Source organism: Achromobacter sp. UBA2119 (genome assembly GCF_002331005.1).
GTDB lineage: Bacteria > Pseudomonadota > Gammaproteobacteria > Burkholderiales > Burkholderiaceae_B > Achromobacter > Achromobacter animicus.
Map to the genome: position 1 here is coordinate 483,106 of NZ_DCYD01000009.1, position 24,844 is coordinate 507,949.

General features: G+C 65.7%; 23 protein-coding genes. 13 read left to right on the plus strand and 10 right to left on the minus strand.

The features are described 5' to 3' along the window. The first annotated feature begins 7 nt into the window (after positions 1–7). The 9 genes from rsxB (at position 8) to B3098_RS07480 (ending at position 8,443) form a co-directional block, all read left to right on the plus strand. Positions 8–667 (plus strand): electron transport complex subunit RsxB, encoded by a 660-nt coding sequence (gene rsxB, locus B3098_RS07440; protein ID WP_286894284.1) that lies wholly within the window; start codon positions 8–10, stop codon positions 665–667. After that, positions 664–1,299 (plus strand): endonuclease III, encoded by a 636-nt coding sequence (gene nth / locus B3098_RS07445; RefSeq protein WP_286894286.1) that lies wholly within the window; start codon positions 664–666, stop codon positions 1,297–1,299. The genes rsxB and nth overlap by 4 nt, the downstream gene beginning before the upstream one ends. 351 nt (positions 1,300–1,650) lie before the next feature. Further along, a complete protein-coding gene (locus tag B3098_RS07450; protein ID WP_175122982.1) occupies positions 1,651–2,424 on the plus strand; it encodes an ABC transporter ATP-binding protein in 774 nt (257 codons plus the stop codon). Next, positions 2,421–3,131 (plus strand): ABC transporter ATP-binding protein, encoded by a 711-nt coding sequence (locus B3098_RS07455; protein ID WP_062840538.1) that lies wholly within the window; start codon positions 2,421–2,423, stop codon positions 3,129–3,131. The genes B3098_RS07450 and B3098_RS07455 overlap by 4 nt, the downstream gene beginning before the upstream one ends. Before the next feature lie 64 nt (positions 3,132–3,195). Then, on the plus strand, positions 3,196–4,410 hold the full coding sequence (locus B3098_RS07460; RefSeq protein ID WP_056568137.1) for an ABC transporter substrate-binding protein: 1,215 nt from the start codon (positions 3,196–3,198) through the stop codon (positions 4,408–4,410). Between the two features lie 99 nt (positions 4,411–4,509). Then, positions 4,510–5,397 carry a branched-chain amino acid ABC transporter permease gene (locus B3098_RS07465; RefSeq protein ID WP_175122983.1) on the plus strand — a complete coding sequence of 296 codons (888 nt, stop codon included), beginning with the start codon at positions 4,510–4,512 and terminating at the stop codon, positions 5,395–5,397. Beyond that, a complete protein-coding gene (locus tag B3098_RS07470; protein ID WP_175122984.1) occupies positions 5,394–6,377 on the plus strand; it encodes a branched-chain amino acid ABC transporter permease in 984 nt (327 codons plus the stop codon). The genes B3098_RS07465 and B3098_RS07470 overlap by 4 nt, the downstream gene beginning before the upstream one ends. Before the next feature lie 112 nt (positions 6,378–6,489). Beyond that, positions 6,490–7,512, plus strand: a complete 1,023-nt coding sequence (locus tag B3098_RS07475) for an ABC transporter substrate-binding protein (RefSeq protein WP_286894288.1) — start codon at positions 6,490–6,492, stop codon at positions 7,510–7,512. A gap of 88 nt (positions 7,513–7,600) precedes the next feature. Beyond that, positions 7,601–8,443 (plus strand): branched-chain amino acid aminotransferase, encoded by an 843-nt coding sequence (locus B3098_RS07480; RefSeq protein WP_175122986.1) that lies wholly within the window; start codon positions 7,601–7,603, stop codon positions 8,441–8,443. 99 nt (positions 8,444–8,542) lie between these two features. Here the strand turns inward: B3098_RS07480 and B3098_RS07485 are convergent, their stop codons facing one another. From B3098_RS07485 to B3098_RS07515, 7 genes are all read right to left on the minus strand, one after another. Beyond that, positions 8,543–9,304 (minus strand): ABC transporter ATP-binding protein, encoded by a 762-nt coding sequence (locus B3098_RS07485; RefSeq protein ID WP_175122987.1) that lies wholly within the window; start codon positions 9,302–9,304, stop codon positions 8,543–8,545. Then, entirely contained in the window at positions 9,304–11,139 is a 1,836-nt protein-coding gene (locus tag B3098_RS07490; RefSeq protein ID WP_286894290.1) for an ABC transporter permease subunit, read from the minus strand. The genes B3098_RS07485 and B3098_RS07490 overlap by 1 nt, the downstream gene beginning before the upstream one ends. A 3-nt stretch (positions 11,140–11,142) precedes the next feature. Beyond that, complete coding sequence (locus B3098_RS07495) at positions 11,143–12,180, minus strand: branched-chain amino acid ABC transporter permease (RefSeq protein ID WP_105237747.1); 1,038 nt, start codon at positions 12,178–12,180, stop codon at positions 11,143–11,145. Positions 12,181–12,358: 178 nt separating this feature from the next. Next, positions 12,359–13,522: an ABC transporter substrate-binding protein gene (locus B3098_RS07500; protein WP_218345246.1), complete on the minus strand. Its 1,164-nt coding sequence runs from the start codon at positions 13,520–13,522 to the stop codon at positions 12,359–12,361. 271 nt (positions 13,523–13,793) lie between these two features. Next, positions 13,794–14,351, minus strand: coding sequence for a biotin transporter BioY (locus B3098_RS07505; RefSeq protein ID WP_175122990.1), 558 nt, complete (start codon positions 14,349–14,351; stop codon positions 13,794–13,796). 37 nt (positions 14,352–14,388) lie between these two features. Beyond that, positions 14,389–14,985 carry an energy-coupling factor transporter transmembrane component T family protein gene (locus B3098_RS07510; RefSeq protein ID WP_286894294.1) on the minus strand — a complete coding sequence of 199 codons (597 nt, stop codon included), beginning with the start codon at positions 14,983–14,985 and terminating at the stop codon, positions 14,389–14,391. After that, entirely contained in the window at positions 14,982–15,659 is a 678-nt protein-coding gene (locus tag B3098_RS07515) for an energy-coupling factor ABC transporter ATP-binding protein (protein ID WP_279971804.1), read from the minus strand. Before B3098_RS07515 ends, B3098_RS07510 begins: the two co-directional genes overlap by 4 nt. A 52-nt stretch (positions 15,660–15,711) precedes the next feature. On the opposite strand from B3098_RS07515, the gene msrB reads away from it, so the two are divergent. The 4 genes from msrB to B3098_RS07535 are packed head-to-tail and all read left to right on the plus strand — an operon-like array spanning position 15,712 to position 17,762. Further along, positions 15,712–16,110 carry a peptide-methionine (R)-S-oxide reductase MsrB gene (gene msrB / locus B3098_RS07520; protein WP_056568221.1) on the plus strand — a complete coding sequence of 133 codons (399 nt, stop codon included), beginning with the start codon at positions 15,712–15,714 and terminating at the stop codon, positions 16,108–16,110. Further along, a complete protein-coding gene (locus B3098_RS07525) occupies positions 16,110–16,694 on the plus strand; it encodes a septation protein A (RefSeq protein WP_175122993.1) in 585 nt (194 codons plus the stop codon). Before msrB ends, B3098_RS07525 begins: the two co-directional genes overlap by 1 nt. A gap of 4 nt (positions 16,695–16,698) precedes the next feature. After that, positions 16,699–16,968, plus strand: coding sequence for a BolA family protein (locus B3098_RS07530; RefSeq protein WP_175122994.1), 270 nt, complete (start codon positions 16,699–16,701; stop codon positions 16,966–16,968). Positions 16,969–16,985: 17 nt separating this feature from the next. Continuing rightward, complete coding sequence (locus B3098_RS07535; RefSeq protein ID WP_175122995.1) at positions 16,986–17,762, plus strand: peptidylprolyl isomerase; 777 nt, start codon at positions 16,986–16,988, stop codon at positions 17,760–17,762. 211 nt (positions 17,763–17,973) lie between these two features. Here the strand turns inward: B3098_RS07535 and ligA are convergent, their stop codons facing one another. From ligA to smc, 3 genes are read right to left on the minus strand one after another with little or no spacing between them, the layout of a single operon-like run. After that, complete coding sequence (ligA, locus tag B3098_RS07540; RefSeq protein ID WP_286894298.1) at positions 17,974–20,073, minus strand: NAD-dependent DNA ligase LigA; 2,100 nt, start codon at positions 20,071–20,073, stop codon at positions 17,974–17,976. Beyond that, on the minus strand, positions 20,073–21,146 hold the full coding sequence (locus B3098_RS07545; protein ID WP_286894300.1) for a cell division protein ZipA C-terminal FtsZ-binding domain-containing protein: 1,074 nt from the start codon (positions 21,144–21,146) through the stop codon (positions 20,073–20,075). Before B3098_RS07545 ends, ligA begins: the two co-directional genes overlap by 1 nt. Before the next feature lie 46 nt (positions 21,147–21,192). Further along, complete coding sequence (smc, locus tag B3098_RS07550) at positions 21,193–24,726, minus strand: chromosome segregation protein SMC (RefSeq protein ID WP_175137319.1); 3,534 nt, start codon at positions 24,724–24,726, stop codon at positions 21,193–21,195. Positions 24,727–24,844: the final 118 nt, after the last annotated feature.

A 24,844-nucleotide genomic window follows, 5' to 3' on the forward strand; every position in this document is an offset into this window, starting at 1 on the left:
GCTTTACATGTCCTGTCGCTCATTAGCCGACCGCGTTGACGCCTTGCTGCCTCAGACGCAATGCACCAAATGCGGTTACGACGGCTGCCGGCCGTATGCCGACGCCATCGCCGAGGGCGCCGCGCCGATCAACCGCTGCCCGCCCGGCGGCGACGATGGCGTCGCCGCACTGGCCGCGCTGCTCGGCACGCCTCTCCTGCCGCTGGATCCGTCACGCGGCGAACCCGGCCCGCTGCTGGTCGCGCGCATCGACGAATCGCATTGCATCGGCTGTACGCTGTGCATCCAGGCCTGTCCGGTCGACGCCATCGTCGGCGCGAACAAGCACATGCACACCGTGCTGGACGACTGGTGCACGGGCTGCGATCTTTGCGTGGCGCCCTGTCCGGTGGACTGCATCGAGATGGTGCCGGCCGGGCGCGCGTGGACCAGCGAAGACGCCGCAATCAGCCGCCAGCGCCATCGCAACCACCTGGCGCGCGCCGAGCGCCAGGCGGCCGACAACGCCCGCCTGATGGCGCCCGACATCCCGGAAGCGCCCGCGCCCGCCGCGCCCGCTTCCGAGGACGCGCAAAAGGAGGACGCGCAAAAAGAAGACCGCAAGCGCTCCGCCATCGAATCCGCACTGGCCCGCGCCCGGGCCCGCCGCAATCCCACGCAGTCATGAACGCCGCCAAACGCCGAGAGATCTTTGCCCGCCTGCATGCGGCCAACCCCAGCCCCACCACCGAACTGGAATACGACACGCCGTTCCAGTTGCTGATTGCCGTGCTGCTGTCGGCGCAGGCCACGGACAAGTCGGTCAACATCGCCACGCGCAAGTTCTTTCCCCAATACGGCACCCCTGAGGCACTCGCGGCGCTGGGCGAGGAAGGGCTGGCCGACTACATCAAGACCATTGGCCTTTTCCGCACGAAGGCAAAGAACGCGATCGCCACCAGCAAGATCCTGATCGAACAGCATGGCGGCCAGGTGCCGCAGACGCGCGAGGCGCTTGAAGCCCTGCCCGGCGTGGGCCGCAAGACCGCCAACGTGGTGCTCAACACCGCGTTCGGGCAAGCGGCGATGGCAGTGGACACGCACATATTCCGCGTCTCGAATCGCACCGGTATTGCGCCCGGAAAAAACGTGCTGGAAGTCGAGCTGAAACTGATGAAGTTCGTGCCGCAGGAATATCTGCTGGACGCGCATCACTGGCTGATTCTGCACGGCCGCTACGTCTGTGTGGCGCGCAAACCGAAATGCCCCCAATGCGGCATTTCCGATCTCTGCGAATTCAAGCAGAAAACCCCTGCATAAAGCATCCGACGTGCGCACGCGGCCGCGAAACATGCGAGTGAAAACCGGGTTTTCCCTCGCCTATTCCCGCATGACATCTTGATGACGATCAACGCGTAATTGCTGCAATGCATTTGCATATCGGGCTCCCTTTCTCCCCATATGCAGACAGCATTGTCGGCATGCCGACAATTGCCCTTTCCGCAGTGCAAAACCTATGACAAACCCTCATGGAATTTTGATTGCGACGTCCGCATACTCGCCGGCAACTCATAAGAAAACTACGCACGAAAACAGTTTTCGAACCCTGCGGGGGCCTGACGCAATGACGCCAGGCAGAGACCATATAAATACAACGCTGGTGCAGCGAACATGGATGACACAATCCTGGAGACAAAAGGCCTCACCAAGGAGTTCCGCGGCTTCGTCGCGGTCAACGGGGTCGATTTGCGTATCAAGCGGGGCGAGATTCATGCCTTGATCGGGCCTAACGGCGCGGGCAAGACCACATGCTTCAACCTGCTGACCAAATTCCTGGCGCCCACGTCGGGCAGCATCAAGTTCAATGGCATCGACATCACCGGCGAGCGCCCCGCGCAGATTGCACGGCGCGGCATCATCCGGTCGTTCCAGATCTCGGCGGTGTTCCCGCACCTGACCGTGCTCGAGAACGTGCGGATCGGCCTGCAGCGCAAGACCGGCCTGTCCTATCACTTCTGGCAAAGCGACAAGCGCCTGGCTGCCCTGAACGAGCCCGCGCGTGCGCTGCTTGAACAGGTGGACCTGGGCGGCTTTGCCGACGAAACCACGGTCAACCTGCCGTACGGCCGCAAGCGCGCGCTCGAGATCGCCACCACGCTGGCAATGGAGCCCGAGCTGATGCTGCTGGACGAACCCACCCAGGGCATGGGCCACGAAGACGTGGACCGCGTCACGCAACTGATCAAGCGCGTGAGCGCGGGGCGCACCATCCTCATGGTGGAACACAACATGAACGTCGTGTCCTCCATCGCCAACACCATCACCGTGCTGGCGCGCGGCTCGGTGCTGGCCGAAGGTTCCTACGCCGAAGTCTCCCGCCATCCGGCCGTGATGCAGGCTTACATGGGCACGACCGACGGCGAACTTCAAGGAGCGCACGCATGAGCACCCCCGCACTCGAAATCTCGGGCCTGAATGCCTGGTACGGGGAATCGCATATCCTGCACGGCGTGGACATGCGCGTGGGACAGGGCGAAGTCGTCACGCTGCTGGGCCGCAACGGGGCCGGCCGCACCACGACGCTGCGCGCCATCCTGGGCCTGACCGGCTCGCGCAAGGGTTCGGTGCGCATCCATGGCACCGAAGCCATCGACCTGCCTACCTACAAGATCGCCCACCTGGGCGTCGGCTATTGCCCCGAGGAACGCGGCATCTTCGCCAGCCTGTCCTGCGAAGAAAACCTGCTGCTTCCGCCCGTCGTCGGCTCGCTGGGCGGCGGCATGTCGCTGGCCGAGATCTACGACATGTTCCCCAACCTGCAGGAGCGCCGCAATTCCCCCGGCACGCGCCTGTCTGGCGGCGAACAGCAAATGCTTGCCGTCGCGCGCATCCTGCGCACCGGCGCCAACCTGCTGCTGCTGGACGAAATCTCCGAAGGCCTCGCGCCCGTCATCGTGCAGGCGCTGGCCCGCATGATCACCGCGCTCAAGCAGCGGGGCTACACCATCGTCATGGTGGAACAGAATTTCCGCTTCGCCGCGCCGCTGGCCGACCGCTTCTACGTCATGGAGCACGGCCAGATCGTTGAGCACTTCGAAGCCGCCGAACTTTCAGAAAAACAGGACACGCTCAACGAACTGCTGGGCGTCTAAAGCAACCTGTGTCATCCGCCGGAACCCCGGCAAACATCACACTGTAGGGAAGAGGAGTCATCCCATGAAGCTGCACACCATCACTGCTGCACTGGCCATGGCGGGCCTGGGATTCGCGGGGGCAACCGCCCACGCTCAAGGTATCTCCGACGATGTCATCCGCATCGGCTTCATCACCGACATGTCGGGCGTGTACTCCGACATCGACGGCAAGGCGGGCCTGGAAGCCGTACGCATGGCGGTCGAGGACTTCGGCGGCACGGTCAACGGCAAGAAGATCGAAATCGTCTCCGCGGACCACCAGAACAAGGCCGACGTCGCCTCGGCACGCGCCCGCGAATGGTTCGACCAGCAGAAGGTCGACGTCATCATCGCCGGCACCAACTCGGCCACCAGTCTGGCCATGGCAGCGGTTGCCGCTGAAAAGAAGAAGCCCTTCATCGCGGTGGGCGCCGGCTCGTCCGACCTGACCAATGCGCAATGTTCGCCCTACACCGTGCATTACGCCTACGACACCGTGGCGCTGGCGCGCGGCACGGGTTCGGCTGTGGTGAAGGACGGCGGCAAGAGCTGGTTCTTCCTGACTGCCGACTACGCCTTCGGCCACGCGCTCGAGCGCGACACGATGGCGGTCGTCAAGGCCGCGGGCGGCGAAGTGAAGGGCCAGGTGCGCGCACCGCTGGGCGCCTCGGACTTCTCGTCGTTCCTGCTGCAGGCGCAATCGTCCAAGGCCCAGATCCTGGGCATGGCCAATGCCGGCGGCGACACCATCAACACCGTCAAGGCCGCCAACGAATTCGGCGTCACGCAGACCATGAAGCTGGCCGGCCTGCTGGTGTTCATCAACGACGTGCACTCGCTCGGCCTGGATGCCACCAAGGGCATGTACCTGACCGACGGCTGGTACTGGGATCAATCCGACGCCTCGCGCGCCTGGTCCAAGAAGTTCGAGTCCAAGGTCGGCCGCAAGCCGTCCATGCTGCAGGCGGGCGATTACTCGTCGGCGATGTTCTACCTGAACGCCGTCAAGGCCACCGGCTCGGATAACGGCGACGACGTGATGAAGTGGATGAAGTCGAACAAGGTGAACGACTTCTTTGCCCAAGGCGGCGTCGTGCGCGAAGACGGCCGCATGGTCCACGACATGTACCTGATGCAAGTGAAGACCCCGGCCGAATCCAAGGGCCCGTGGGACTACTACAAGGTGGTGGCGACGCTGCCTGGCGACGAGGTCTACACCAAGTTGTCCGAGTCCACCTGCAAGCTGGTCAAGAAATAAACCGGCCCCTGTGATCCCGGATGCGGTCCGGGCCGATGGCCCGGCCGCATTCCTCCTGACTAGCTCGCTTCCTTCCGTACCGCGCAGGACTTTCCCAAGATGACTGACATTTTCGGCATCCCCATACAGGCCTTGTTCGGCCAGCTGTTACTGGGCCTGGTCAACGGTTCCTTCTATGCAATGCTGTCGCTCGGACTTGCCGTCATCTTCGGGCTGCTGAACGTCATCAACTTCGCCCACGGCGCCCTCTACATGCTGGGCGCCTTCGTCGCATGGATGGGGCTTTCGTACTTTGGCCTGAACTACTGGATCATGCTGATCCTGGCGCCGCTGATCGTGGGGCTGTTCGGCATCATCATTGAAAAACTGCTGCTCAAGCATCTCTACAAGCTCGACCACCTGTATGGGCTGCTGCTCACCTTCGGGCTGACGCTGCTGATCGAGGGGCTGTTCCGCAGCTTCTACGGCGTGTCGGGCCAGCCCTATCCCACGCCCGAGGCTCTACGCGGCGCCACCAACCTGGGCTTCATGATCCTGCCGAACTATCGCGGCTGGGTCGTGGCGGCGTCGATCATCGTCTGCTTCGCCACGTGGTACGTCATTGAACGCACCCGCCTGGGCGCCCTGCTGCGCGCCGGCACCGAGAACCCGCGCCTCGTGGAATCCTTCGGCGTGAACGTGCCGCGCATGATCACGCTGACCTACGGCTTCGGCGTGGCGCTGGCGGGCTTTGCCGGCGTGCTGGCCGCGCCGGTGCTGCAGATTTCGCCGCTGATGGGCTCGAACCTCATCATCGTCGTGTTCGCGGTGGTCGTGATCGGGGGCATGGGGTCCATTTTCGGCGCCATCGTCACCGGGCTGGGCCTGGGCGTGATCGAGGGCCTGACCAAGGTGTTCTGGCCCGAAGCGTCCAGCACGGTCGTCTTCATCATCATGGCCATTGTTCTGTTGATCCGCCCGGCCGGGCTGTTCGGAAAAGAAAAATGAATCGTCAATTCCTGGGCTATGCGGTCCTGGCCATCGTGGTGGCCTTGCTTCCCTTCGCCGGCGTGTATCCGATCTTCGCCATGAAGGTCATGTGCTACGCCCTCTTTGCGTGCGCCTTCAACCTGCTGCTGGGCTTCACGGGGCTGCTGTCCTTCGGCCATGCCGCGTTCCTGGGCAGCGCGGCCTACGCGGCCGGGCACAGCATGAAGGTCTGGGGCCTGCCGACCGAGCTGGGGCTGCTGTTCGGCGTGGCCGTGGCGGCGCTGCTGGGGCTGGCCATGGGCGCGCTTGCCATCCGCCGCAGCGGCATCTACTTCTCGATGATCACGTTGGCGCTGTCGCAGATGGTGTTCTTCTTCTTCCTGCAGGCCAAGTTCACGGGCGGCGAAGACGGCCTGCAGAGCGTGCCGCGCGGCACCTTGCTGGGACTGGTCGACCTGTCCAAGGACATCAACCTGTACTACCTGGTGATGGCCATCTTCATCATTGGCTACTTCATCATCTGGCGCACGGTGAACTCGCCCTTCGGCCAGGTGCTGCAGGCGCTGCGCGAGAACGAGCCGCGCGCGATTTCGCTGGGTTACGACGTGGACCGCTTCAAGCTGGTGGCCTTCGTGCTGTCGGCCGCGCTGGCCGGCCTGGCGGGCGCCACCAAGACGCTGGTGTTCGTGTCGGCCACGCTGTCGGACGCCACCTGGCAGATGTCCGGGCTGGTGATCCTGATGACGCTGATCGGCGGCCTGGGCACCCTGACCGGCCCCGTGCTGGGCGCGTTCATCGTGGTGCTGCTGGAAAACAAGGTGGGCGACTTCGGCCAGATGATGGCCAACCTGACCGGCGTCGAATGGTTCCTGCGTCTGGGCGAATCGGTCACGATCGTCAGCGGCCTGATCTTCGTGATCTGCGTGCTGGCCTTCCGGCGCGGCATCGTGGGCGAGCTGGGCGCCCTCTTCAACCGCCGCCGCACCGCCCGCGCGTGATCTGACGCTTCGGTGGATTGACCCTCGGGGCCGCGCATCGCGGCCCCGTTGCATTGGGGCGCGCGCCATCGCCTCGTACAATGGCAGGCACCCCACTACACAGGTGCCGACCATGCGCATCACGCATCTCGTTCCCGGCCTCGGCGCGCTCGCGCTGGCCGCCGCCCTGCTGTCCCCCGCCGCGGCCCAGGCCGCCCCCGCCGCCCCGGTATGCGAAGTCGACCGGCCCATCCGTTTCAGCGGCCTGAACTGGGAATCCAACCTGGTGCTTGCCGGCATCGAGCGCTACGTGCTCGAACACGGCTACGGCTGCAGGACATCTGTCGAAATCGGCGAAACCCTGCCCATGCTGGCCGCCTTGCAGCGTGGCGACGTCGACATCACGCCCGAAGTCTGGCCCGGCCAGATCGAAGGCGCGTGGAAGAAGGCGCTGGCCAGCGGCAAGGTGCTGGGCGTGGGCCACGTCTACGACGCAGGCGAAGGCTGGTATGTGCCCCGCTACACCGTGGAACGGCATCCCGAGCTCAAGTCCGCCGCCGACCTGGCGCGTTTCAAGGAAGTGTTTGCCGACCCCGAAGACCCGGGCCGCGGCCGCATCTATGGCTGCCCGGCGGGTTGGGCCTGCGGCACACTGAACGACAACCTGCTGCGCGCCCTGAAGCTGGACAAGGATTACTCCCTGTTCGCCCCCGGCTCCGGCGCCGCGCAAAAGGCGGCGATCGTGTCGGCCTACAAGCGCAAGCGCGATATCGTCTTCTACTACTGGACGCCCACGTCGCTGGTTGGCGCGCTGGACCTGGTCAAGCTGGAACTGCCTGCGTTCGACCAGGCTGCCTACACGTGCATGACCGACCCCAAGTGCGCCAATCCCGTGGCCACGCAGTTCAAGCCCAACCCGGTCGTCACCGGCATGAATGCTGAATTCGCCAAACAGGCGCCGCGCGTGACCGAGTTCCTGACCAAGCTGACGGTGCCGGACGACGCCATCGATGCCACTTTGGGCTGGCTGGAAAACGAAGGCAAGGAACCCGAGGACGCCGCGCGTTACTTCCTCAAGCAGTACGCGCCTGTGTGGCGGCAGTGGGTGCCTGCGGATGTCGCCGACCGCGTGCAGGCAGCGCTGGCCAAGGAATAACAGCCCCGCTCATGTATTCTGGCGATTCGGCGTTCCGGACCCGCTCCGCGCCCGATCGCCAACCCGATTTAAGCCAAGGAAAACAATCATGGATGCCTTGTTCTGGCACAACGGTCACTGGACCACTGAAAACCCCAAACTGCTCGGCCCGGCCGACCACGCCTTCTGGATGGCCAGCATGGTCTTCGACGGCGCACGCGCATTCCGCGGTCTGACGCCCGACCTGGACCTGCATTGCCAGCGCGTCGTGCGCTCGGCGGAAAAGATGCTGATGAAGCCGCAACTGGCCTGGGAAGAAATCCAGGACCTGTGCCTGCAGGCCGTGGCGCGCTTCCCCGAGGGCTCCGAGCTCTACATCAAGCCGATGTTCTTCTGCGCCGATGGCTTCCTGCTGCCCGACGCCGAAAAAACGCAATTCGTGCTGCACGTGTTCAAGGTGCCGATGCCGGGCGACCAGGGCTTTTCCGCCTGCTTCTCCAGCTTTGCGCGCTCGTGGCCCAACATGGCGCCCACCGACGCCAAGGCCTCGTGCCTGTACCCCAACGGCCAGCGCGCCATCCGCGAAGCCGCCGAAAAGGGCTTTGACAACGCCATCATGCTGGACGGCGCAGGCAACCTGGCCGAATTCGCCACCAGCAACCTGTGGCTGGCCAAGGACGGCGTCGTCTCCACGCCCGTGGACAACGGCACCTTCCTGAACGGCATCACGCGCCGCCGCGTGCTGGCGCTGCTGAAGGCCGACGGCATTGAAGTGCAGGAACGCAGCCTGACGCGCGCCGACGTCGAAGCGGCCGACGAAGTGTTTTCGTCGGGCAACTACGGCAAGGTGGTGCACGTGAACCGCGTTGAAGACCGCCCGCTGGAATACGGCCCGATCGCGCGCCGTGCGCATCAGCTGTACATGGAATACGCGGAAAGTACGCGTCGTTGATTTGCCGGAACTGGCCAGCTTGCGTCAGCAGCCGCGCCAACGCAAAACGCCGGGGCCTTATCGGCCGCCGGCGTTTTTTTGTCCCATCGGGTGGGTAATTCAGGCCGCCTCGGCGCCCTTGCCCAGACCCAGATAGCTCTCGATCACCTTCGGATCGCCAGCCAATTCGCGCGCCGGGCCGTGCAGGATGACCTCGCCGGTTTCCAGCACATAGCCGTAATCGGCCACCTGCAAGGCCGCGCGGGCGTTCTGTTCGACCAGCAGGATCGCCACGCCGGTCTCGCGCAGGCGCGCGATGATGTGGAAGATCTCGCGCACGATGCGCGGCGCCAGACCCAGGCTGGGCTCGTCCAGCATCAGCAGCGTCGGCTTGGCCATGAGCGCGCGGCCCACGGCCAGCATCTGGCGCTCGCCGCCGGACAAGGTGCCGGCCTGCTGGGCGCGGCGCTCGCGCAGCCGCGGGAACAGATCGAACACTTCATTCAGCGTGTCGCGCCAGCCGCTTTCGCGGGCACGATACCGCCGGAAGCCGCCCAGCAGCAGGTTGTCTTCGACGGACATGGTGCCGAACAGCTCGCGGCGCTCGGGCACCAGCGACATGCCCGCCGCCACGCGGCGTTCGACCATCCAGCCCGACACGTCCGACCCGGCGTAATGCACGGTGCCGGCGGCGTGGCCGGTCTGCGGCAGCGAACCCATGATGGCGTTGAGCATCGTGGACTTGCCGGCGCCGTTGGCGCCGATCACGGTGACAATGCTGCCGGCCGGCACGCTGAGCGTGGCGCCGGCAAGTGCGCCGACCTTGCCGTAGCGGGCCGACAGGTTGCTGACTTCAAGAACGGGGGAATTCGTTGTGCTCATCACACGCCCCCCGCCGACACGGGCTTGGCCTGGTCCGCTTCGGGCAGGTCGTCGTCGATGCCGCCCAGATAGGCTTCAAGCACCGCCGGGTTCTTTTGCACGTCGGCCGGCACGCCTTCGGCCAGCTTCGTGCCGAAATCCATCACCACGAGGTGGTTGGTCAGGCGCATCACAAAATCCATGTCGTGTTCAACGAGCAGAATGCTCATGCCTTCCGCGCGCAGCTGTTCCAGCACGCGCGCCAGGTCCTGCTTTTCCTTGTAGCGCAGGCCGGCGGCCGGTTCGTCCAGCAGCAGCAGCACGGGATCGCACGCCAGCGCGCGGGCGATTTCCAGGATGCGCTGCTGGCCCAGGGCCAGGTTGCCTGCCTGTTCGTACAGGTATTCGCCAAGGCCCACGCGCTTGAGCTGCTCGGCCGCTTCATGCAGGAGCTGCGCCTCGCGGGCGCGGTCCGAATGCAGCGCGCCCGACAGCACGCCCACGTCCGAACGCAGGTGCGCGCCCAGCGCCACGTTTTCCAGCACCGTCATGCCCGGCAGCAGCTGCACGTGCTGGAACGTGCGGCCCACGCCCATCTTGGCGATCTCGCGCGCCGAGCGGTTGTCGATGCGCTGCCCCATGAACGTGACCTGGCCGCGCGTCACCGGCAGCACGCCACTGATCAGGTTAAAGGTCGTGCTCTTGCCCGCGCCGTTGGGACCGATGAGGCCCATGATCTCGCCCGAGCTGACCTTGAAGGTGATGTCGTTCACCGCCACCAGGCCGCCGAATTCCTTGCGGATGGCATCCACTTCCAGCACGACCTGGCCAGGCTGCGGACGCTCGCGCGTCGGCAGGGCCGGGGCCGCGGCGGGCGGCGCCAGATTGCGGCGCGAGCCGTTGGCGCCGGTGATGCTGCCCCACCAGCCCGCCAGGATCGGCCACAGACCGTTGCGCGCGTATTGCAGCATCAGGATCAACAGCACGCCGAAGACGATCATCTCGAAGTTGGCATTCGTGTCCAGCAGCCTGGGCAGGAGGTTCTGCAACTGATCCTTCATCACCAGGATGACGCTGGAGCCCAGCAAGGCGCCCCACACGTAACCCGCGCCGCCGACCACCGCCATGAACAGGTACTCGATGCCGTAGTTCAGGCCAAACGGGCTGGGGCTGACGGCGCGCTGCATGTGCGCATACAGCCAGCCCGACACGCAGGCCAGCAACGCCGCCCACACGAAGATGACGATCTTGTAGGCAGCGGTGTTGACGCCCATGGACTCCGCCATGCCCGCCCCGCTCTTGAGCGCGCGGATGGCGCGGCCGGGACGCGAGTTGAGCAGGTTGCGCGTGGCCCACAGCGCCAACAGGACGCAGACCCAGATCAGGTAATAGATGTGGCGGCCGTTGGCCAGCGAGATACCGAAGATGCTGATGGGCTCGATGCCGGCGATGCCGTCATGCTTGCCCAGCCAGTCGATATTGCCGAACAGGTAATACAGCGACAGGCCCCAGGCGATGGTGCCCAGCGGCAGGTAGTGGCCCGACAGGCGCAGCGTGATCGCGCCCAGCAGATAGGCCACGACGGCGGTCAGGATCAGACCCGCAGGCAGCGCCAGCCAGGGCGACACGTCGTACTGCGTCGTCAGGTAGGCCGTGGTGTAGGCGCCCAGGCCGACGAACGCCGCCTGGCCGAAGGACGTCAGGCCGCCGACGCCGGTCAGCAGCACGAGGCCCAGCACGACCAGGCTGGCCAGGCCGATGTAGTTCAGTTGCGTCACCCAGAACTCGGGCGTGGCCGACACCATCGGCAGGCCCGCCAGGACGACGAGAAAAACGGCAAGCAGAATGCGGTTCATGGCTTATTCCTCTTCGTCCGCGTGATGGGTGCTGAACGAACGCCAGACCAGAACCGGGATGATCAGGGTGAAGACGATCACTTCCTTGTATGCGCTGGCCCAGAACGACGAGAAGGATTCCAGCACGCCGACCAGCAGCGAGCCGGCCGCGGCGATGGGATAGCTGGCCAGGCCGCCGATGATGGCGCCGACGAAGCCCTTCAGGCCGATCAGGAAGCCGGTGTCGTAATAGACCGTGGTGATGGGCGCGATCAGCATGCCGGACATGGCGCCGATGCCCACGGCCAGCGTGAACGTCAGCGAGCCCGACATGTTGGTGCTGATGCCCACCAGGCGCGCGCCACGGCGGTTGACGGCGGTGGCGCGCAGCGCGCGGCCATACAGCGTCTTGCCGAAGAAAACCCACAAGGCAATGATGAGCAGCGCGCACGTGGCGACCACGAACAGGCTCTGCGCGGACCACGTCATGAAGCCCAGGTCGACCTGCCCGCTCACGAATGCCGGGGTGCGCCAGCCTTCGGCGCCAAAGAACACGAGCGCCAGGCCCATGAGCGCAAAGTGCACGGCGACCGATACGATCAGCAGCACCAGCACGGTGGCTTCGGCGAGCGGCTGGTAGACGATGCGATAGACCATCGGACCCATCGGAATCACCAGGAACAGCGTCAGCAGCATGTTCAGCCACAGCGAGTTCTCGGGACCGGTGTAGCTCTTGGTCAACCAGAACAGCGCCAGCGGCAGCACGACGCACGTGGCGATGGTCTTGGGCAGGGCCGCGGCGCTGCGCGTGCGCACGGCGCGCACCAGCTCAAGCGCCAGGCACACCAGGCCCAGCAACGGCAGCAGATAGGCGGTGCCCGGCACTTTGCCGTCCACCAGCATGGCCAGGGTCAGGGCGCCGAACGCCACAAACTCGCCCTGGGGAATGAAAATGACGCGCGTGACGGCGAAAACCAGCACCAGAGCCATGCCCAGGAGGGCATAGATGGCGCCGTTGACGACACCGTCTTGCAGCAGGATCAGCGCAATTGAGGAATCCATCTAACAACTACCTTGTGGTTTCTTGGTGTCCCGACCCCATCCGGAACACTGATACGACACACCGGCCGGAAAGGCCGGTGCGAAGTCCTGCCGGGCGCGGCGCGGCGGGCGGAGAGCCGCCCCCCGCGCGATCGGGCGCCCGTCATCGGGCGGCCCGCGCTCGGGCGATCCAGGGGATTTACAGATCGGGCTGGTAGACCCACTTGCCGTTTTCCACCTTGACGATGACGCGCGAGCGCTCGTCAAAGCCGGCGTGGTCCGTGGGCGACATGTTGAACACGCCTTGCGACACGGCCAGGTCCTTCACGCCTTCCAGCGCGTCGCGCATCGCGACACGGAACTCAGGCGTGCCGGGCTTGGCGCCCGACTTCAGCGCCACGGGCAGCGCGGCGACGACCAGTTGGCCGGCATCCCACATGTGGCCGCCGAACGTGTTGGTCGAACCGGCGCCGTTGGCCTTCTCGTAGGTTTCCACGTAGGCCAGCGCCGACTTCTTGACCGGATTGCTGTCGGGCAGTTGCGCCGCGACCAGCAGCGGGCCGGCCGGCAGGTACATGCCGTTGCAGTCCTTGCCGCACACGCGCAGCACGTCGTTGTTGGCGGCGCCGTGGGTTTGATAGATGGTTCCGCCGTAGTTGCGGGCCTTCAGTTCCTTTTGCGGCAGCGCGGACGGGGTGCCGGCGCCGGCGATCAGGATGGCGTCGGGCTTGGCGCCGACCAGCTTGAGCACCTGGCCCGTCACGCTGGTGTCGGTGCGGCCATACTTTTCGATAGCGACGATCTCGATGCCCTTGGCCTTGGCGGCCTTCTGCATCACGTCGAGCCAGCCGTCGCCGTAGGCGTCGGCAAAGCCGATGAAGCCCAGCGTCTTGACCTTGGACTTGGCCATCGCGTCGGCCAGGGCGCCAGCCATCAGCGCGTCGTTCTGCGGGGTCTTGAAGACCCAGCGGCGCTTGTCGTCCACGGGTTCGACGATCTTGGCGCTGGCGGCCACGCTGATCATCGGCACCTTGGCTTCGGCAGCCACGTCGACCATTGCCAGCGAGCCCGGCGTGATGGACGTGCCGATCAGCACGTCGACCTTGTCGTCGGAAGCCAGCTTGCGCGAGTTCTTGACGGCCTGCGTGGTGTCCGTGGCGTCGTCCAGCACGATCCATTCGATCTTCTGGCCGGCAACTTCCTTGGGCAGCAAGGCCACGGTGTTGCGCTCGGGGATGCCCAGCGAGGCGGCGGGGCCGGTGCTGGACACCGTCACGCCAACCTTGACCTGTGCGCTCGCCAGAAGCGGCAGAGTCAGGGCTACAGCGGCGGCGGCCGCGGACAAGCCGAAGTGCTTGCGCATGTTTTTGTCTCCTGTGGTTGGCTCTTATGTGCCTCGAACGAGGCGAAGCGAGCCTGTTTAAAGTTATACAGAAAAAAATATTATATGGTTAAAACAGTATCAGATGACGTAGCGCAACTACGGTAATTCCCTGATGTGCTACGGAAATCGTGATTTGGCGAACGCATTTGTTAATGGCGAACTTGTACTTGAAAGGGTCGCAGGCGTCATGTTGGGGGATTCCCTTGGGGCGATTGGGGTCTTTCGCCGTACGGTCTGCGGCCCGCCGTGATCAACGGCCAAGCATGGGCCACACCCGCTCGACGCGCGAAGCGACCCACGCCGCCACCACGGCCTTGACGAGGTCACCCGGCAGGAACACCACGACCGCGCCGGCGGCCTTCGCCATGCCCATCTTCGTCACCGCCGACAGCCAGGGCACACCGAAGGCATACACCACCGCAACGCCGCCAACGACGCAGGCCGCCACATACCCCGCCAGCCCCACCCACGTGCCGGTTCCGCGCGCGGCCAGGCGGCGCGCCAACCAGCCCGTCACGAATGCGCCGGCCACCATGCCGATGAGAAAGCCGCCGGTCGGGCCAAAAAACGCTCCCAGCCCGCCGCGCCCGCCCGGCAGCACCGGCAGGCCGATCGCCGCGAGCGCCAGATACAGCAGGCACGCCAGCGCGCCGCGCACGGGGCCAAGCATGGCGCCGGCCAGCATGACGCCGAGCGTCTGCAAGGTGATGGGCACCGGAATGCCGGGCATCGGAATGGGCGGCATCAGGCTCAGCACGACGATCAGCGCCGCAAACAGCGCCACCAGCACCGTATTGTTCGATTTCATGGTTTCCCCTTTTGAATGAGTTCAGGGCGCGCGGCCTTCAGACGCTGCGCGCGTCGATCGCTTCAGAGACTTCCTGGGCCCGCTTCAACGTCAGCACGATCAGCGGCACGATCAGCGCGACCGGATTCGCCCCCAGCCCGCGCGCAGCCTGCGCCTCGCGGATTTCCTGGAAATTGCGCCAGATCTCGGGCACGAAGCGCAGCGTCAGCGCGAGCGCCAGCGCCACCTTTTCGGCATCGACCAGCCCGGTGCGTTCCAGCGGCCGCAATGTCCGCTCGCAGACGGCAATCAGGTCCGACGTGCGGGTGGCCAGCGTGACGGCCTGGGCCAGACCCACCATCGCCGCCACGCGCAGCACGACCGCCAGCGCCTCAAGCGGCCCCTGAAACCAGCCGGTGAAGAGCGCGACGGCCAGCAGCACCCAGAGCAGTCCGCGCACCTGACGCCAGACGGCCGCGGCGGCGACGCCCGTGGACCAGACCAGCGCCACCGAGAAGCCAAAGGCAAACGCCAGCCAGAGCGGATCGCGCAGCACGAACAGACCCGCGCCGGCCGCCATCAGCGCCAGCAGTTTCACCCACGCTGGCAGCCGATGCAGCGGCGTGTTGCCCGCAACGTACAGGGGCTCCATCATCCGCAGTGTTCCCGGTACCAGCGCAACGCCGCGGCGGGCGTGTCGTCGGCCGCGATCACGCCGTCGCGCACGACCAGCACCCGGTCGAAGTCTTCGAGCAATTCCAGGTCGTGGCTGACGACGATGGCGTCGTGGGGCAGCCCATCGATGGCGGCGCGCACCCGGTTGCGATTGCGCAGGTCGAGCTGGGTGGTGGGTTCGTCAAAGACGATGAGGGCCGGCTCCATGACCAGCACGGCGGCCAGCGCCACCAGCTGGCGCTCACCGCCGGACAGCGTGTGGCTGCTGCGGTCGGCCAGGTGCCCCACGCCCAGGCGCGCCAGTTGACTGTCGATGCGCGCCTCGCGCTGCTGGCGGTCGGGCGCCAGGCGCTTCAGGCCAAAGGCCAGGTCTTCGCGCACGATGGGAAAGACGATCTGGTTTTCGGGGTTCTGGAACACGAAGCCGACGCGCGCACGCACGGCTTTCAGATCCTGGCGCGTATCCAGCCCGTCCACGCGGACGCTGCCGGAAGACGGCATCACCAGGCCGTTGACCAGGCGCGCCAGCGTGCTCTTGCCGGCGCCGTTGGGGCCCACGATGCCGATGCGGCGTTCGGCCAGGGTGACGCTCACCCCGCGCAACACTTCCGCCTGGGGCGTCGACACTACCGCCTGGTCAAACTCGATTAACATGGGGCGGGATTATGCCCGAACCATTTCGGGCATCGCGACTCCAAGAGCTCATATGGAAAAAGTACGCAAAACCGACGCCGAATGGCGCGCCCAGCTTTCCCCCGAAGAATACGTGGTCACCCGTCAAAAAGGTACCGAACGCGCATTCACCGGGCGTTACTGGGATACGTTCACCCCTGGCATCTACCGTTGCGTCGGCTGTGGCACGGCGCTGTTCGCATCCGACACCAAATTCGACGCCGGCTGCGGCTGGCCCAGCTACTTCCAGGCGCTGGACCCCGAACTCGTCCGCGAAGAACGCGACACCACGCACGGCATGGTGCGCACCGAAGTCCTGTGCAACGTCTGCGACGCGCACCTGGGCCACGTCTTTCCCGACGGCCCCGAGCCCACCGGCCTGCGCTACTGCATCAATTCCCTGTCGATGACGTTTGAGCCCCTAGAAGACTGATGAAGAAGTTCCTGTTCGACCTCTTTCCGCTGCTCCTGTTCTTCATCGCCTACAGGTACACGGACATCTTCACGGCCACGGGCGTCGCCATGGCGGCTGCCGTGGCGCAGATCGTCTGGCTCAAGGCCACCGGCCGCCCCACCGAAGCCATGCACTGGATCAACCTGACGGTCATCCTGGTGTTTGGCGGCGCAACCATCTGGCTGCACAGCGACGTCTTCATCAAATGGAAGCCCACGGTGCTGTACTGGATGTTTGGCGGCGCGCTGGTCTTTGCCCGCCTGTTGTTCAAGCGCAACCTGATCCGCCGCCTGATGGAAAAGCAGATCCAGCTGCCGGATGCGGCGTGGGACAAGCTCAACCTGATCTGGGCCGCCTTCTTCCTGATTGCGGGCGCGCTCAATCTGTATGTCGCGTTCTCGGGCCACTTCACCGAGTCGCAGTGGGTCAGTTTCAAGGCCTTCGGCCTGATGGGACTGATGATCGTCTTCGTCATTGGCCAGTCGCTGTGGCTGGGCAAGCACATCCAGACCGAAGAAAACACGCCGGCCAATCCGGGCGCCACGCCGCCCGGCAAACCCTGAACTCATGTCAGAAAACACCGACCGCATCGCCCTGATCCGGGAACGTCTTGCCGCCCTGGAGCCCGTCAGTCTGGACATCCTGGACGACTCCCATTTGCATGCCGGCCACGAAGGCAGTAAAAACGGCGCCGGCCACTATCGCGTAATCATCGTAGCGCCTTGCTTTGCGGGGCTCTCCGCCGTTGCGCGACACCGGCTGGTGTATCATCATTTGCAAGATTTGATCCCCTATCCGATTCATGCGCTTGCGCTTGACGCCCAGGCTCCCAAATAGAAAGTCAAAGGATATTCATGAAACGCATCGTCATGCTGGCTGCGGCCTGCGTCATCGCCGTGCCTGCTTTTGCGCAAAACGTGGCTACCGTCAACGGTAAAGCCATCCCGCAAAAGAGCCTGGATCAATTCGTCAAGCTCCTGGTCGGCCAGGGCGCCACCGATTCGCCGCAACTGCGCGAACAGGTCAAGCAGGAAATGATCAACCGTCAGATCTTCGTGCAGGCCGCCGAATCCAGCGGCATCGCCAAGCAGGCTGACGTCCAGACCGAAATCGAGCTGGCCCGCCAAGGCATCCTGGTTCGCGCGCTGATGGCCGACTACCTGGCCAAGCACCCGGTCACCGACGCCCAAGTCACCGCCGAATACGAAAAGATCAAGAAGGAACAGGCCGGCAAGATGGAATACAAGGTCCGCCACATCCTCGTCGAAGACGAGAAGAAGGCGAACGACCTGCTGGCACAGTTGCAGAAAAACAAGGGCAAGTTCGACGAACTGGCCAAGAAGAACTCCAAGGACCCCGGCAGCGCCGAAAAGGGTGGCGATCTGGGTTGGGCTCCCCCGACCAACTACGTGCAACCGTTCGCGCAAGCCGTGACGCAACTGAAGAAGGGCCAACTGGTCGACAAGCCGGTCCAGACCCAATTCGGCTGGCACATCATCATGGTCGACGACACCCGTCCGGTCGAATTCCCGCCGATGGATCAAGTGCGTCCGCAACTGGAAGAAATGCTGCGCCAGCAAACCCTGGCCGACTACCAGAAGCAACTGCGCGAAAAGGCCAAGATTCAATAAGGCCCGCTCTGCTCAGAATACTGCCCGCCGAACGCGGGCAGTTTTTTTTTGCGCGCTCGGCAAGGTGCTCAGATGCCAGCCTCCCCTCAAGACGGCGCCGCAGGCTGAAGACGATCTTCCCCGATAGTCCGACACCGGCCCGAAGCCAGCAACAAAAAGGGCTGCGCGCCGATGGCGTGCAGCCCTTCGTTCAACCACGGCAGCGTCCAGGCTAGGACACGCCCAACAGCGCCTTCAGCCCGTCTTCATCCAGTACCGGCACGCCCAGTTCCTGCGCCTTGGTCAGCTTGCTACCCGAATCCTCGCCCGCCACCAGGTAGGCGGTCTTCTTGGACACCGAGCCGCTGACCTTGCCGCCGGCCGCCTGGATGTGCATCGAGGCCTCTTCGCGCGTCCAGTTCGGCAGCGTGCCCGTCAGCACGAAGGTCTTGCCGGCCAGCGTGTCGGCTTGCGGCGCGGCTTCGGCCACCGGGTTCACGCCCTGCGCCTTGAGCTGCCCGATCACGTCGCGGTTGTGCTGTTCGGCAAAGAAATGGCGGATCGACGCGGCCACGACAGGCCCCACGTCGGGCACCGACGACAAGGCGTCTTCATCCGCATCCATGATGGCGTCGATGCTGCCGAAGTGCCGTGCAACGTCGCGGGCGGTGGTCTCGCCCACGTGCCGGATCCCTAGCGCGAACAGCAGGCGGGACAGATTCGGCGAGCGCGCCTTTTCGATGGCGGCCACCAGATTGTCGGCGGACTTCTGGCCCATGCGGTCCAGGCCCACGAGTTCCAGCGGACGCAGGCTGTACAGGTCGGCCAGCGTCTTGACGCGACCGCTGTCCACCAGCTGGTCCACGAGCTTTTCGCCCAGGCCTTCGATATCCAGCGCCTTGCGGCTGGCGGCATGCCACAGCGTCTGCTTGCGCTGGGCGCCGCAGAAAAGGCCCCCGGTGCAGCGCGCGATGGTTTCGCCTTCCAGGCGTTCAATGGCCGATCCGCAGACCGGGCATTCCGTCGGCATGACGAATTCGCGTGCGTCCTCGGGCCGCTTTTCCGGGACCGGGCCCAGCACCTCGGGAATCACGTCGCCCGCACGCCGCACGATGACCGTGTCGCCGATGCGCACGTCCTTGCGGCGGATCTCGTCTTCGTTGTGCAGCGTGGCGTTGGTGACGGTGACGCCGCCCACGAACACGGGCTTGAGCCGCGCAACCGGGGTGATGGCGCCCGTGCGGCCCACCTGCACTTCGATGTCCACCAGCGTCGTGGTGGCCTCTTCGGCGGCAAACTTGTGCGCCAATGCAAAGCGCGGCGCGCGCGCCACGAAACCCAGCACCTTCTGCGCCGGCAGCGAGTCCACCTTGTAGACCACGCCGTCGATGTCGTAGGGCAGATTCGCGCGCAAGGCGCCGACCTTGGCGTAGAACGCCATCAGGCCTTCGGCGCCGCTTGCCCGGTGGTTGTGCACGACATTGACCGGCAGCCCTAACGAGGCCAGCCATTCCAGCATGGCGCCGTGGGATTTTTCGGGCAGTTGCGAGGCCTGGTCCGCGCCGGCCGAGGCTTCGTCGAACAGCCCGCTTTGCGAACCGGGCAGGCCCTGGACTTCGCCCCAACCGTAGGCAAAGAAACGCAGCGGCCGCTTGGCGGTAATGCGAGGATCAAGCTGGCGCAGGCTGCCCGCCGCGGCGTTGCGGGGATTCACGAAAATCTTTTCGTCGCGCTTGGCCTGCGCCGCATTCAGCTTTTCGAAGTCGGCGCGATTCATCAGCACCTCGCCGCGCACCTCCAGCACCTTCGGGGCCGCGCCCTTCAGTTGCAGCGGAATCGCCTTGATCGTGCGGATGTTGGACGTGACGTCCTCGCCCGTCTGGCCGTCGCCCCGCGTGGCGGCCTGCACCAGACGGCCGCCCTCGTAGCGCAGGCTGATCGCCAGGCCGTCGAGCTTGAGTTCACAGAAGTAGTCCGGCTGCTGCGCCGGACCCAGCAGGCCGGCCCCGCGCAGCGTGTCGGTAACACGGCGGTCGAAGGCGGCGACTTCCTCTTCGGAAAACGCGTTGTTTAGCGACAGCATCGGCACCACGTGGCGCACGCTGCCAAACGCGGACACCGGCGCCGCGCCCACGCGTTGCGTGGGGGATTCCGGTGTCACCAGTTCCGGGTGCTCGGCCTCCAGGGCCTGCAAATCCCGCATCAGCCCGTCGTACTCGGCATCCGAGACGGAGGGCTCGTCGTAGACGTAATAGCGGACGTTGTGCTGCTCGATCTCGGCGCGCAGCCGCGCGGCGGCTTGCGCCGGATTCTCGCCGGACCCGCTGGCCATCAGGCAAACACGCGCTGGGCGCGCTCGCTGCCGGCGGGCAGGCCCGCTTGTTCAAGCTGGCCGAACAGGACCTGCAGGCGCTCGTCGATGACGGTCTCGGAGCCGTCGGCCAGGGGCTTGCCCTGATCGTCGACGAGTTCAGCGCGCAGGCGCGAGGCCAGGTCGCGGCCCACGTCGACCATGCGGCCAAACGCGCGGGTGTCGGCCGGGCTGCAAGGCACGTCCAGCAGCAGGTACAGGCGCTCGATGCCGCCCATGCCCGCATCGAAAGCAGCCCCGTCCGCACGGGCCAACGTAAAGCGGGCCACGCCGTTTTCGTTAGGCCAGGCCAGTCGGTTGCCGTCGGCGACAAATCCGACGTCGCGCGCCACGGCCATGACTTCGGCCGCCGGCTGGGCCGAGCCCAGCAGCAGGGTCAGGCCGACCTGGGTGTCCAGCGCCGCGCAGGTGTCGTCCAGGCGGGCGCCCTGCTCCAGCACGGCCTGCTGGTCGGGACCTTCAATGGTGGCGTCGAAGCGTTCGGCCATGTCCTGGGCGCGGGCCCAGGCCTGCGACCATTCGATCGCGGTCAGCGGACCGCTGCGATTGGCCAGCAGCACGGCAAGCTGCATGGACGCATAGGACTCGCCGGCATGGACGCGCGCGCGGTGGCGGCGCTGGTCGGTTTCGGCGAACACACGCACGGGCTTGCGGCCCACGTTGCGCAGGCTTTGCATATACGGCAACAGATCCGCGCCGCGCACGGGCTCGGCGAAGTTGACTTCGATGACCACTTCGCAGGCGGGATCGGGTTCTTCGGCGTCGTCGGCATCGCTGCCGGGATCCACCGGCGCGGGCTGGCCGGGCTGGACGCGCGCAGAATCGCCGCCCATGCCAGGTTCGCGCCGGGAAGCACCGGCCGTGGCGGCGCTGGCGCCCGCCACACCCGCGCCCAGCAGCGGATCCTGTTCGGAGGTGGGGAAGTGGCTCTGCATCTTGCGACGGACGCGACGGTCCTGCCACCAGTTGAATCCCAACACCAGCAGTATCAGCAAGACGCCCAGGGCAATCAGCCCGATCTGCAAATCACTCATGTGTAAATCCCGCGCCTGGAAGGCGGCGCCTTTCTCAATATTGGGTTTATGCCGCTTCGGAGGCCATCATCTGGACGGCCGAATCTATGTCTACCGCAACGATACGCGAAACCCCTTGCTCTTGCATGGTTACGCCGATCAATTGCTTTGCCATCTGCATCGCGATCTTGTTGTGCGAGATGAAGAGGAACTGCGTCTGCTCGCTCATGTTGGCGACCAGGTTCGCGTAACGTTCGGTGTTGGCGTCATCCAGCGGCGCGTCCACCTCGTCCAGCAGGCAGAACGGCGCGGGGTTCAGCTTGAACAGCGCGAACACCAGCGCAGTCGCGGTCAGCGCCTTTTCGCCGCCCGACAGCAGATGGATCGTGCTGTTGCGCTTGCCCGGCGGCTGCGCCATCACCTGCACGCCGGCATCGAGGATTTCCTCGCCCGTCATGCTGAGCTTGGCTTCGCCCCCGCCAAAAAGCTTGGGGAAAAGCTCGCCGAAGTGGCCGTTGACGATGTTGAACGTCTCTTGCAGCAGTTCGCGCGTCTCGCGGTCGATCTTGCGGATGGCGTCTTCGAGGGTCTCGATGGCGGTCATCAGGTCGGCGTGCTGCGAATCGAGGAAGCCCTTGCGTTCGCGCGAGGTGTTCAGTTCGTCGAGCGCGGCCAGGTTGACCGAACCCAGCGCTTCGATCTGGCGCGAGATGCGGCCAACTTCCTGTTGCAGCCAGCTTGCGCGGCGCCATTCGTCGGGCTGGTTGGCCAGGAATTGGGCGAGCTCCTCGCGGTCGACTTCGCGTGCATTGAGCTGTTCGGTGAACTGCTCTTCGGCCAGGCGCGCGGCCTGCTCCTGCAGTTGCAGTTCCATGATGCGCGCGCGGCGCGGCTCCAGGGTCTGCTCCTGTTGCTGGCGGTCTTCGTCGGCGCCGCGCAGCAGCGCGGCCAGGTTTTCGAGTTCCTGGCGGGCGCGCGACAGCGCTTCCTCGCGTTCGGCGCGCGCTTCAAGGGCATCCTGCAGGCCGGCCTGCGACGCGGATGCGTCCAGCTCGGTCAGGTCGCCCATCAGTTGTTCAAGTTCCACCGCGCCGCGCTGGCTCTGGTCGGCGGCCAGTTGCTGGTTGCGTTGCAGGTCGGTGATGCGCACCTGGATGCCGCGTTCCGCGAATTCAGCTTCCTGGGCGGCGCGTTCGAGTTCGCGCAGGCGGGTGCGGGCCGCCTCGGCTTGCGCCGCCAGCGTCTCGCCATCCATTTCAGCGTCGGCAAACTTGGATTGATGCTCGGCCAGCTCTTCGTCCAACGCCTCGAAGCGGGCCTCGGCCTCTTCGCGGGTGGCTCGCAGATCTTCCTCGTGCGCCTTGATTTCTTCCAGGTCCTGGCGCAGGCGCGAGGCGCGCTCGCCGGACTGTTCGGCCTGTTGCTGCAGCCGCGAGTGTTCCAGCTGGATGTCGTGCACGCGGCGCGTGACCTCGGCCACGCGGGTGCGCGCCGGGGAGATGGCCTGCGACACCTGCTGCCACGCCGCTTCCGCGCGGGCGACTGCGGCGCGGGCCTGGTCGGCGATCAGTTGCTGGGCCTTGATTTCGCGTTGCAGGTTTTCGATTTCCTGCTGGCGGGCCAGCAGGCCGGCCTGTTCGGAATCGGGCGCGTAGAACCGCACACTGTGCGCGTCGATCAGGTGACCGGCCTTGACCACGCAGGCGGCGCCGGCGGGCAGGGTCGCGCGCAAGGCCAGGGCCTGGGTCAGGTCATTGGCCGTATAGACGCCGGCCAGCCATTCGTTGAGCAGCGTGCGCAGGTCAGGGTCGGTGATGCGCAGCAGGCTGGCCAGCGGCGTGAAGCCGGCAGGCGCCGTGGGCGCGGGCGCCGCGACGGGCAATTGGTAGAACGCCAGCCGCGCGGGCGGTGCGTCGTCGGCAAAGGCGCGCGCCCAGTCCAGGTTGCGCACTTCCATCGACGCCATGCGTTCGCGCAGCGCCGATTCCAGGGCCGTTTCCCAGCCCGGCTCGACGTGCAGCTTTTGCCACAGGCGCGACAGCCCGGCCAGTTCGTGCTTGGCCAGCCATGGTTCCAGCGCGCCCTGCTTCTGCACGTCTTCCTGCAGCTTCACGAGCGCGGACAGGCGGGCTTCCAGGCGGGCCAGGTTCTGGGCTTCGGTCTGCGCGGCGCCCTGGGCGCGGCTGCGCTCGGCGTCGGCCTCGGGCACGCGGCCTTCCAGGGTGGCCAGTTCTTCCTGGGCGGCTTCAAGCTGGTCTTCGCCCGCGGCGCGGTCGCCGGCCAACTGTTCCAGGCGTTCGGGATCGGGGCTGTGCAGTTCGCGCAGTTCCTGTTGCAGGCGCTCCCGGCGCTGGTCCAGGGTCTGCATCTGCCGGTCGGCGTCGCGCTGCGTCTGCGCGACCAGCGCCAGGTTCTGCTCGACGCGGGCGAGCGCCGCGCGCATCTCGTCGCGGCCGGCGGCGGCTTCGCGCACGCGCTGCTCGACCGAGGGCAGGCCGGCCTGCGCGTCCTCAGCGGTGGCGCGCGCTTCTTCGGTGCGGGCGGCGGCGGCGGCCAGGTCGTCTTCGGCCTGGGCGATCTGTTCAGTGCAGTGTTCGCGCTGGCTGGTCCATTCCGCGATCTGCTGCTGGAGCTGGTCGCGGCGCGCCTGCAGGCGGTTGCGGGAATCGACCACGTGCCGGATCTCGGCTTCGAGGCGGCTGACCTGGGCATTGGCCTCGTACAGCGCGCCCTGGGCGGTGTGGACGGCGTCGCTGGCGGCGTAGTGGGCCTGGCGCCGGGATTCCAGCGCGGCCTCGCCCGCGCGCAGTCCGGCAATGGCGGCCTCCAGTTCGTTCTGGGCCTGCGCCATTTCCTGCGTCTTCTTGGCGCGTTCTTCGCGCGCCCCGGTTTCCTTCAGGAACCACAGCGAATGCTGCTTCTTTTCGCCGTCGGCCTGAAGCTCGCGGTAACGCGTGGCCACTTCGGCCTGGGCTTCCAGCTTTTCAAGCTGGCTGTTCAGTTCGCGCAGGATGTCTTCGACGCGGGTCAGGTTCTCGCGCGTGTCGGACAGGCGGTTTTCGGTCTCGCGGCGGCGTTCCTTGTAGCGCGACACGCCGGCCGCCTCTTCCAGGAAGACGCGCAGTTCTTCGGGGCGGGCTTCGATCAGGCGGTTGATCATGCCCTGCCCGATGATGGCGTAGCCACGGGCGCCCAGGCCGGTGCCCAGGAAGATGTCGTGGATGTCGCGGCGGCGGACCTGCTGGTTGTTGACGAAATAGCTGCTGGTGCCGTCCCGGGTCAGGACCCGGCGCACCGCGATTTCGGCGTAGGTGCTCCACTGGCCGGCGGCGCGCCCCTCGCTGTTGTCGAACACCATTTCGACCGACGCCCGGGCGGCAGGCTTGCGGTTGCCCGACCCGTTGAAAATGACGTCCTGCATGGACTCGCCGCGCAGTTCCGACGCCTTGGCCTCGCCCAGCACCCAGCGCACGGCGTCGATGATGTTCGACTTGCCGCAGCCATTGGGCCCCACCACGCCGACCAGCTGGCTGGGCACGGGGATGACGGTGGGATCGACGAAGGACTTGAAGCCGGCGAGTTTGAGCTGAGTAAGGCGCACAGTACGATGACGACGGGGTGGGTTGAACGAAAGGCGTTAACGGACCTGCCGCACAGATTGCAAACCGGCCCAAGAAGGGCCGGCTCTCATATGGGTCGTATGATACCGCAGGCGGTCT

Excerpts from the sequence above, each read along its gene's own strand:
- rsxB (WP_286894284.1), top strand. The coding sequence starts at position 8 with ATGTCCTGTCGCTCATTAGCCGACCGCGTTGACGCCTTGCTGCCTCAG.
- nth (WP_286894286.1), top strand. The coding sequence starts at position 664 with ATGAACGCCGCCAAACGCCGAGAGATCTTTGCCCGCCTGCATGCGGCC.
- B3098_RS07450 (WP_175122982.1), top strand. The coding sequence starts at position 1,651 with ATGGATGACACAATCCTGGAGACAAAAGGCCTCACCAAGGAGTTCCGC.
- B3098_RS07455 (WP_062840538.1), top strand. The coding sequence starts at position 2,421 with ATGAGCACCCCCGCACTCGAAATCTCGGGCCTGAATGCCTGGTACGGG.
- B3098_RS07460 (WP_056568137.1), top strand. The coding sequence starts at position 3,196 with ATGAAGCTGCACACCATCACTGCTGCACTGGCCATGGCGGGCCTGGGA.
- B3098_RS07465 (WP_175122983.1), top strand. The coding sequence starts at position 4,510 with ATGACTGACATTTTCGGCATCCCCATACAGGCCTTGTTCGGCCAGCTG.
- B3098_RS07470 (WP_175122984.1), top strand. The coding sequence starts at position 5,394 with ATGAATCGTCAATTCCTGGGCTATGCGGTCCTGGCCATCGTGGTGGCC.
- B3098_RS07475 (WP_286894288.1), top strand. The coding sequence starts at position 6,490 with ATGCGCATCACGCATCTCGTTCCCGGCCTCGGCGCGCTCGCGCTGGCC.
- B3098_RS07480 (WP_175122986.1), top strand. The coding sequence starts at position 7,601 with ATGGATGCCTTGTTCTGGCACAACGGTCACTGGACCACTGAAAACCCC.
- B3098_RS07485 (WP_175122987.1), bottom strand. The coding sequence starts at position 9,304 with ATGAGCACAACGAATTCCCCCGTTCTTGAAGTCAGCAACCTGTCGGCC.
- B3098_RS07490 (WP_286894290.1), bottom strand. The coding sequence starts at position 11,139 with ATGAACCGCATTCTGCTTGCCGTTTTTCTCGTCGTCCTGGCGGGCCTG.
- B3098_RS07495 (WP_105237747.1), bottom strand. The coding sequence starts at position 12,180 with ATGGATTCCTCAATTGCGCTGATCCTGCTGCAAGACGGTGTCGTCAAC.
- B3098_RS07500 (WP_218345246.1), bottom strand. The coding sequence starts at position 13,522 with ATGCGCAAGCACTTCGGCTTGTCCGCGGCCGCCGCCGCTGTAGCCCTG.
- B3098_RS07505 (WP_175122990.1), bottom strand. The coding sequence starts at position 14,351 with ATGAAATCGAACAATACGGTGCTGGTGGCGCTGTTTGCGGCGCTGATC.
- B3098_RS07510 (WP_286894294.1), bottom strand. The coding sequence starts at position 14,985 with ATGATGGAGCCCCTGTACGTTGCGGGCAACACGCCGCTGCATCGGCTG.
- B3098_RS07515 (WP_279971804.1), bottom strand. The coding sequence starts at position 15,659 with ATGTTAATCGAGTTTGACCAGGCGGTAGTGTCGACGCCCCAGGCGGAA.
- msrB (WP_056568221.1), top strand. The coding sequence starts at position 15,712 with ATGGAAAAAGTACGCAAAACCGACGCCGAATGGCGCGCCCAGCTTTCC.
- B3098_RS07525 (WP_175122993.1), top strand. The coding sequence starts at position 16,110 with ATGAAGAAGTTCCTGTTCGACCTCTTTCCGCTGCTCCTGTTCTTCATC.
- B3098_RS07530 (WP_175122994.1), top strand. The coding sequence starts at position 16,699 with ATGTCAGAAAACACCGACCGCATCGCCCTGATCCGGGAACGTCTTGCC.
- B3098_RS07535 (WP_175122995.1), top strand. The coding sequence starts at position 16,986 with ATGAAACGCATCGTCATGCTGGCTGCGGCCTGCGTCATCGCCGTGCCT.
- ligA (WP_286894298.1), bottom strand. The coding sequence starts at position 20,073 with ATGGCCAGCGGGTCCGGCGAGAATCCGGCGCAAGCCGCCGCGCGGCTG.
- B3098_RS07545 (WP_286894300.1), bottom strand. The coding sequence starts at position 21,146 with ATGAGTGATTTGCAGATCGGGCTGATTGCCCTGGGCGTCTTGCTGATA.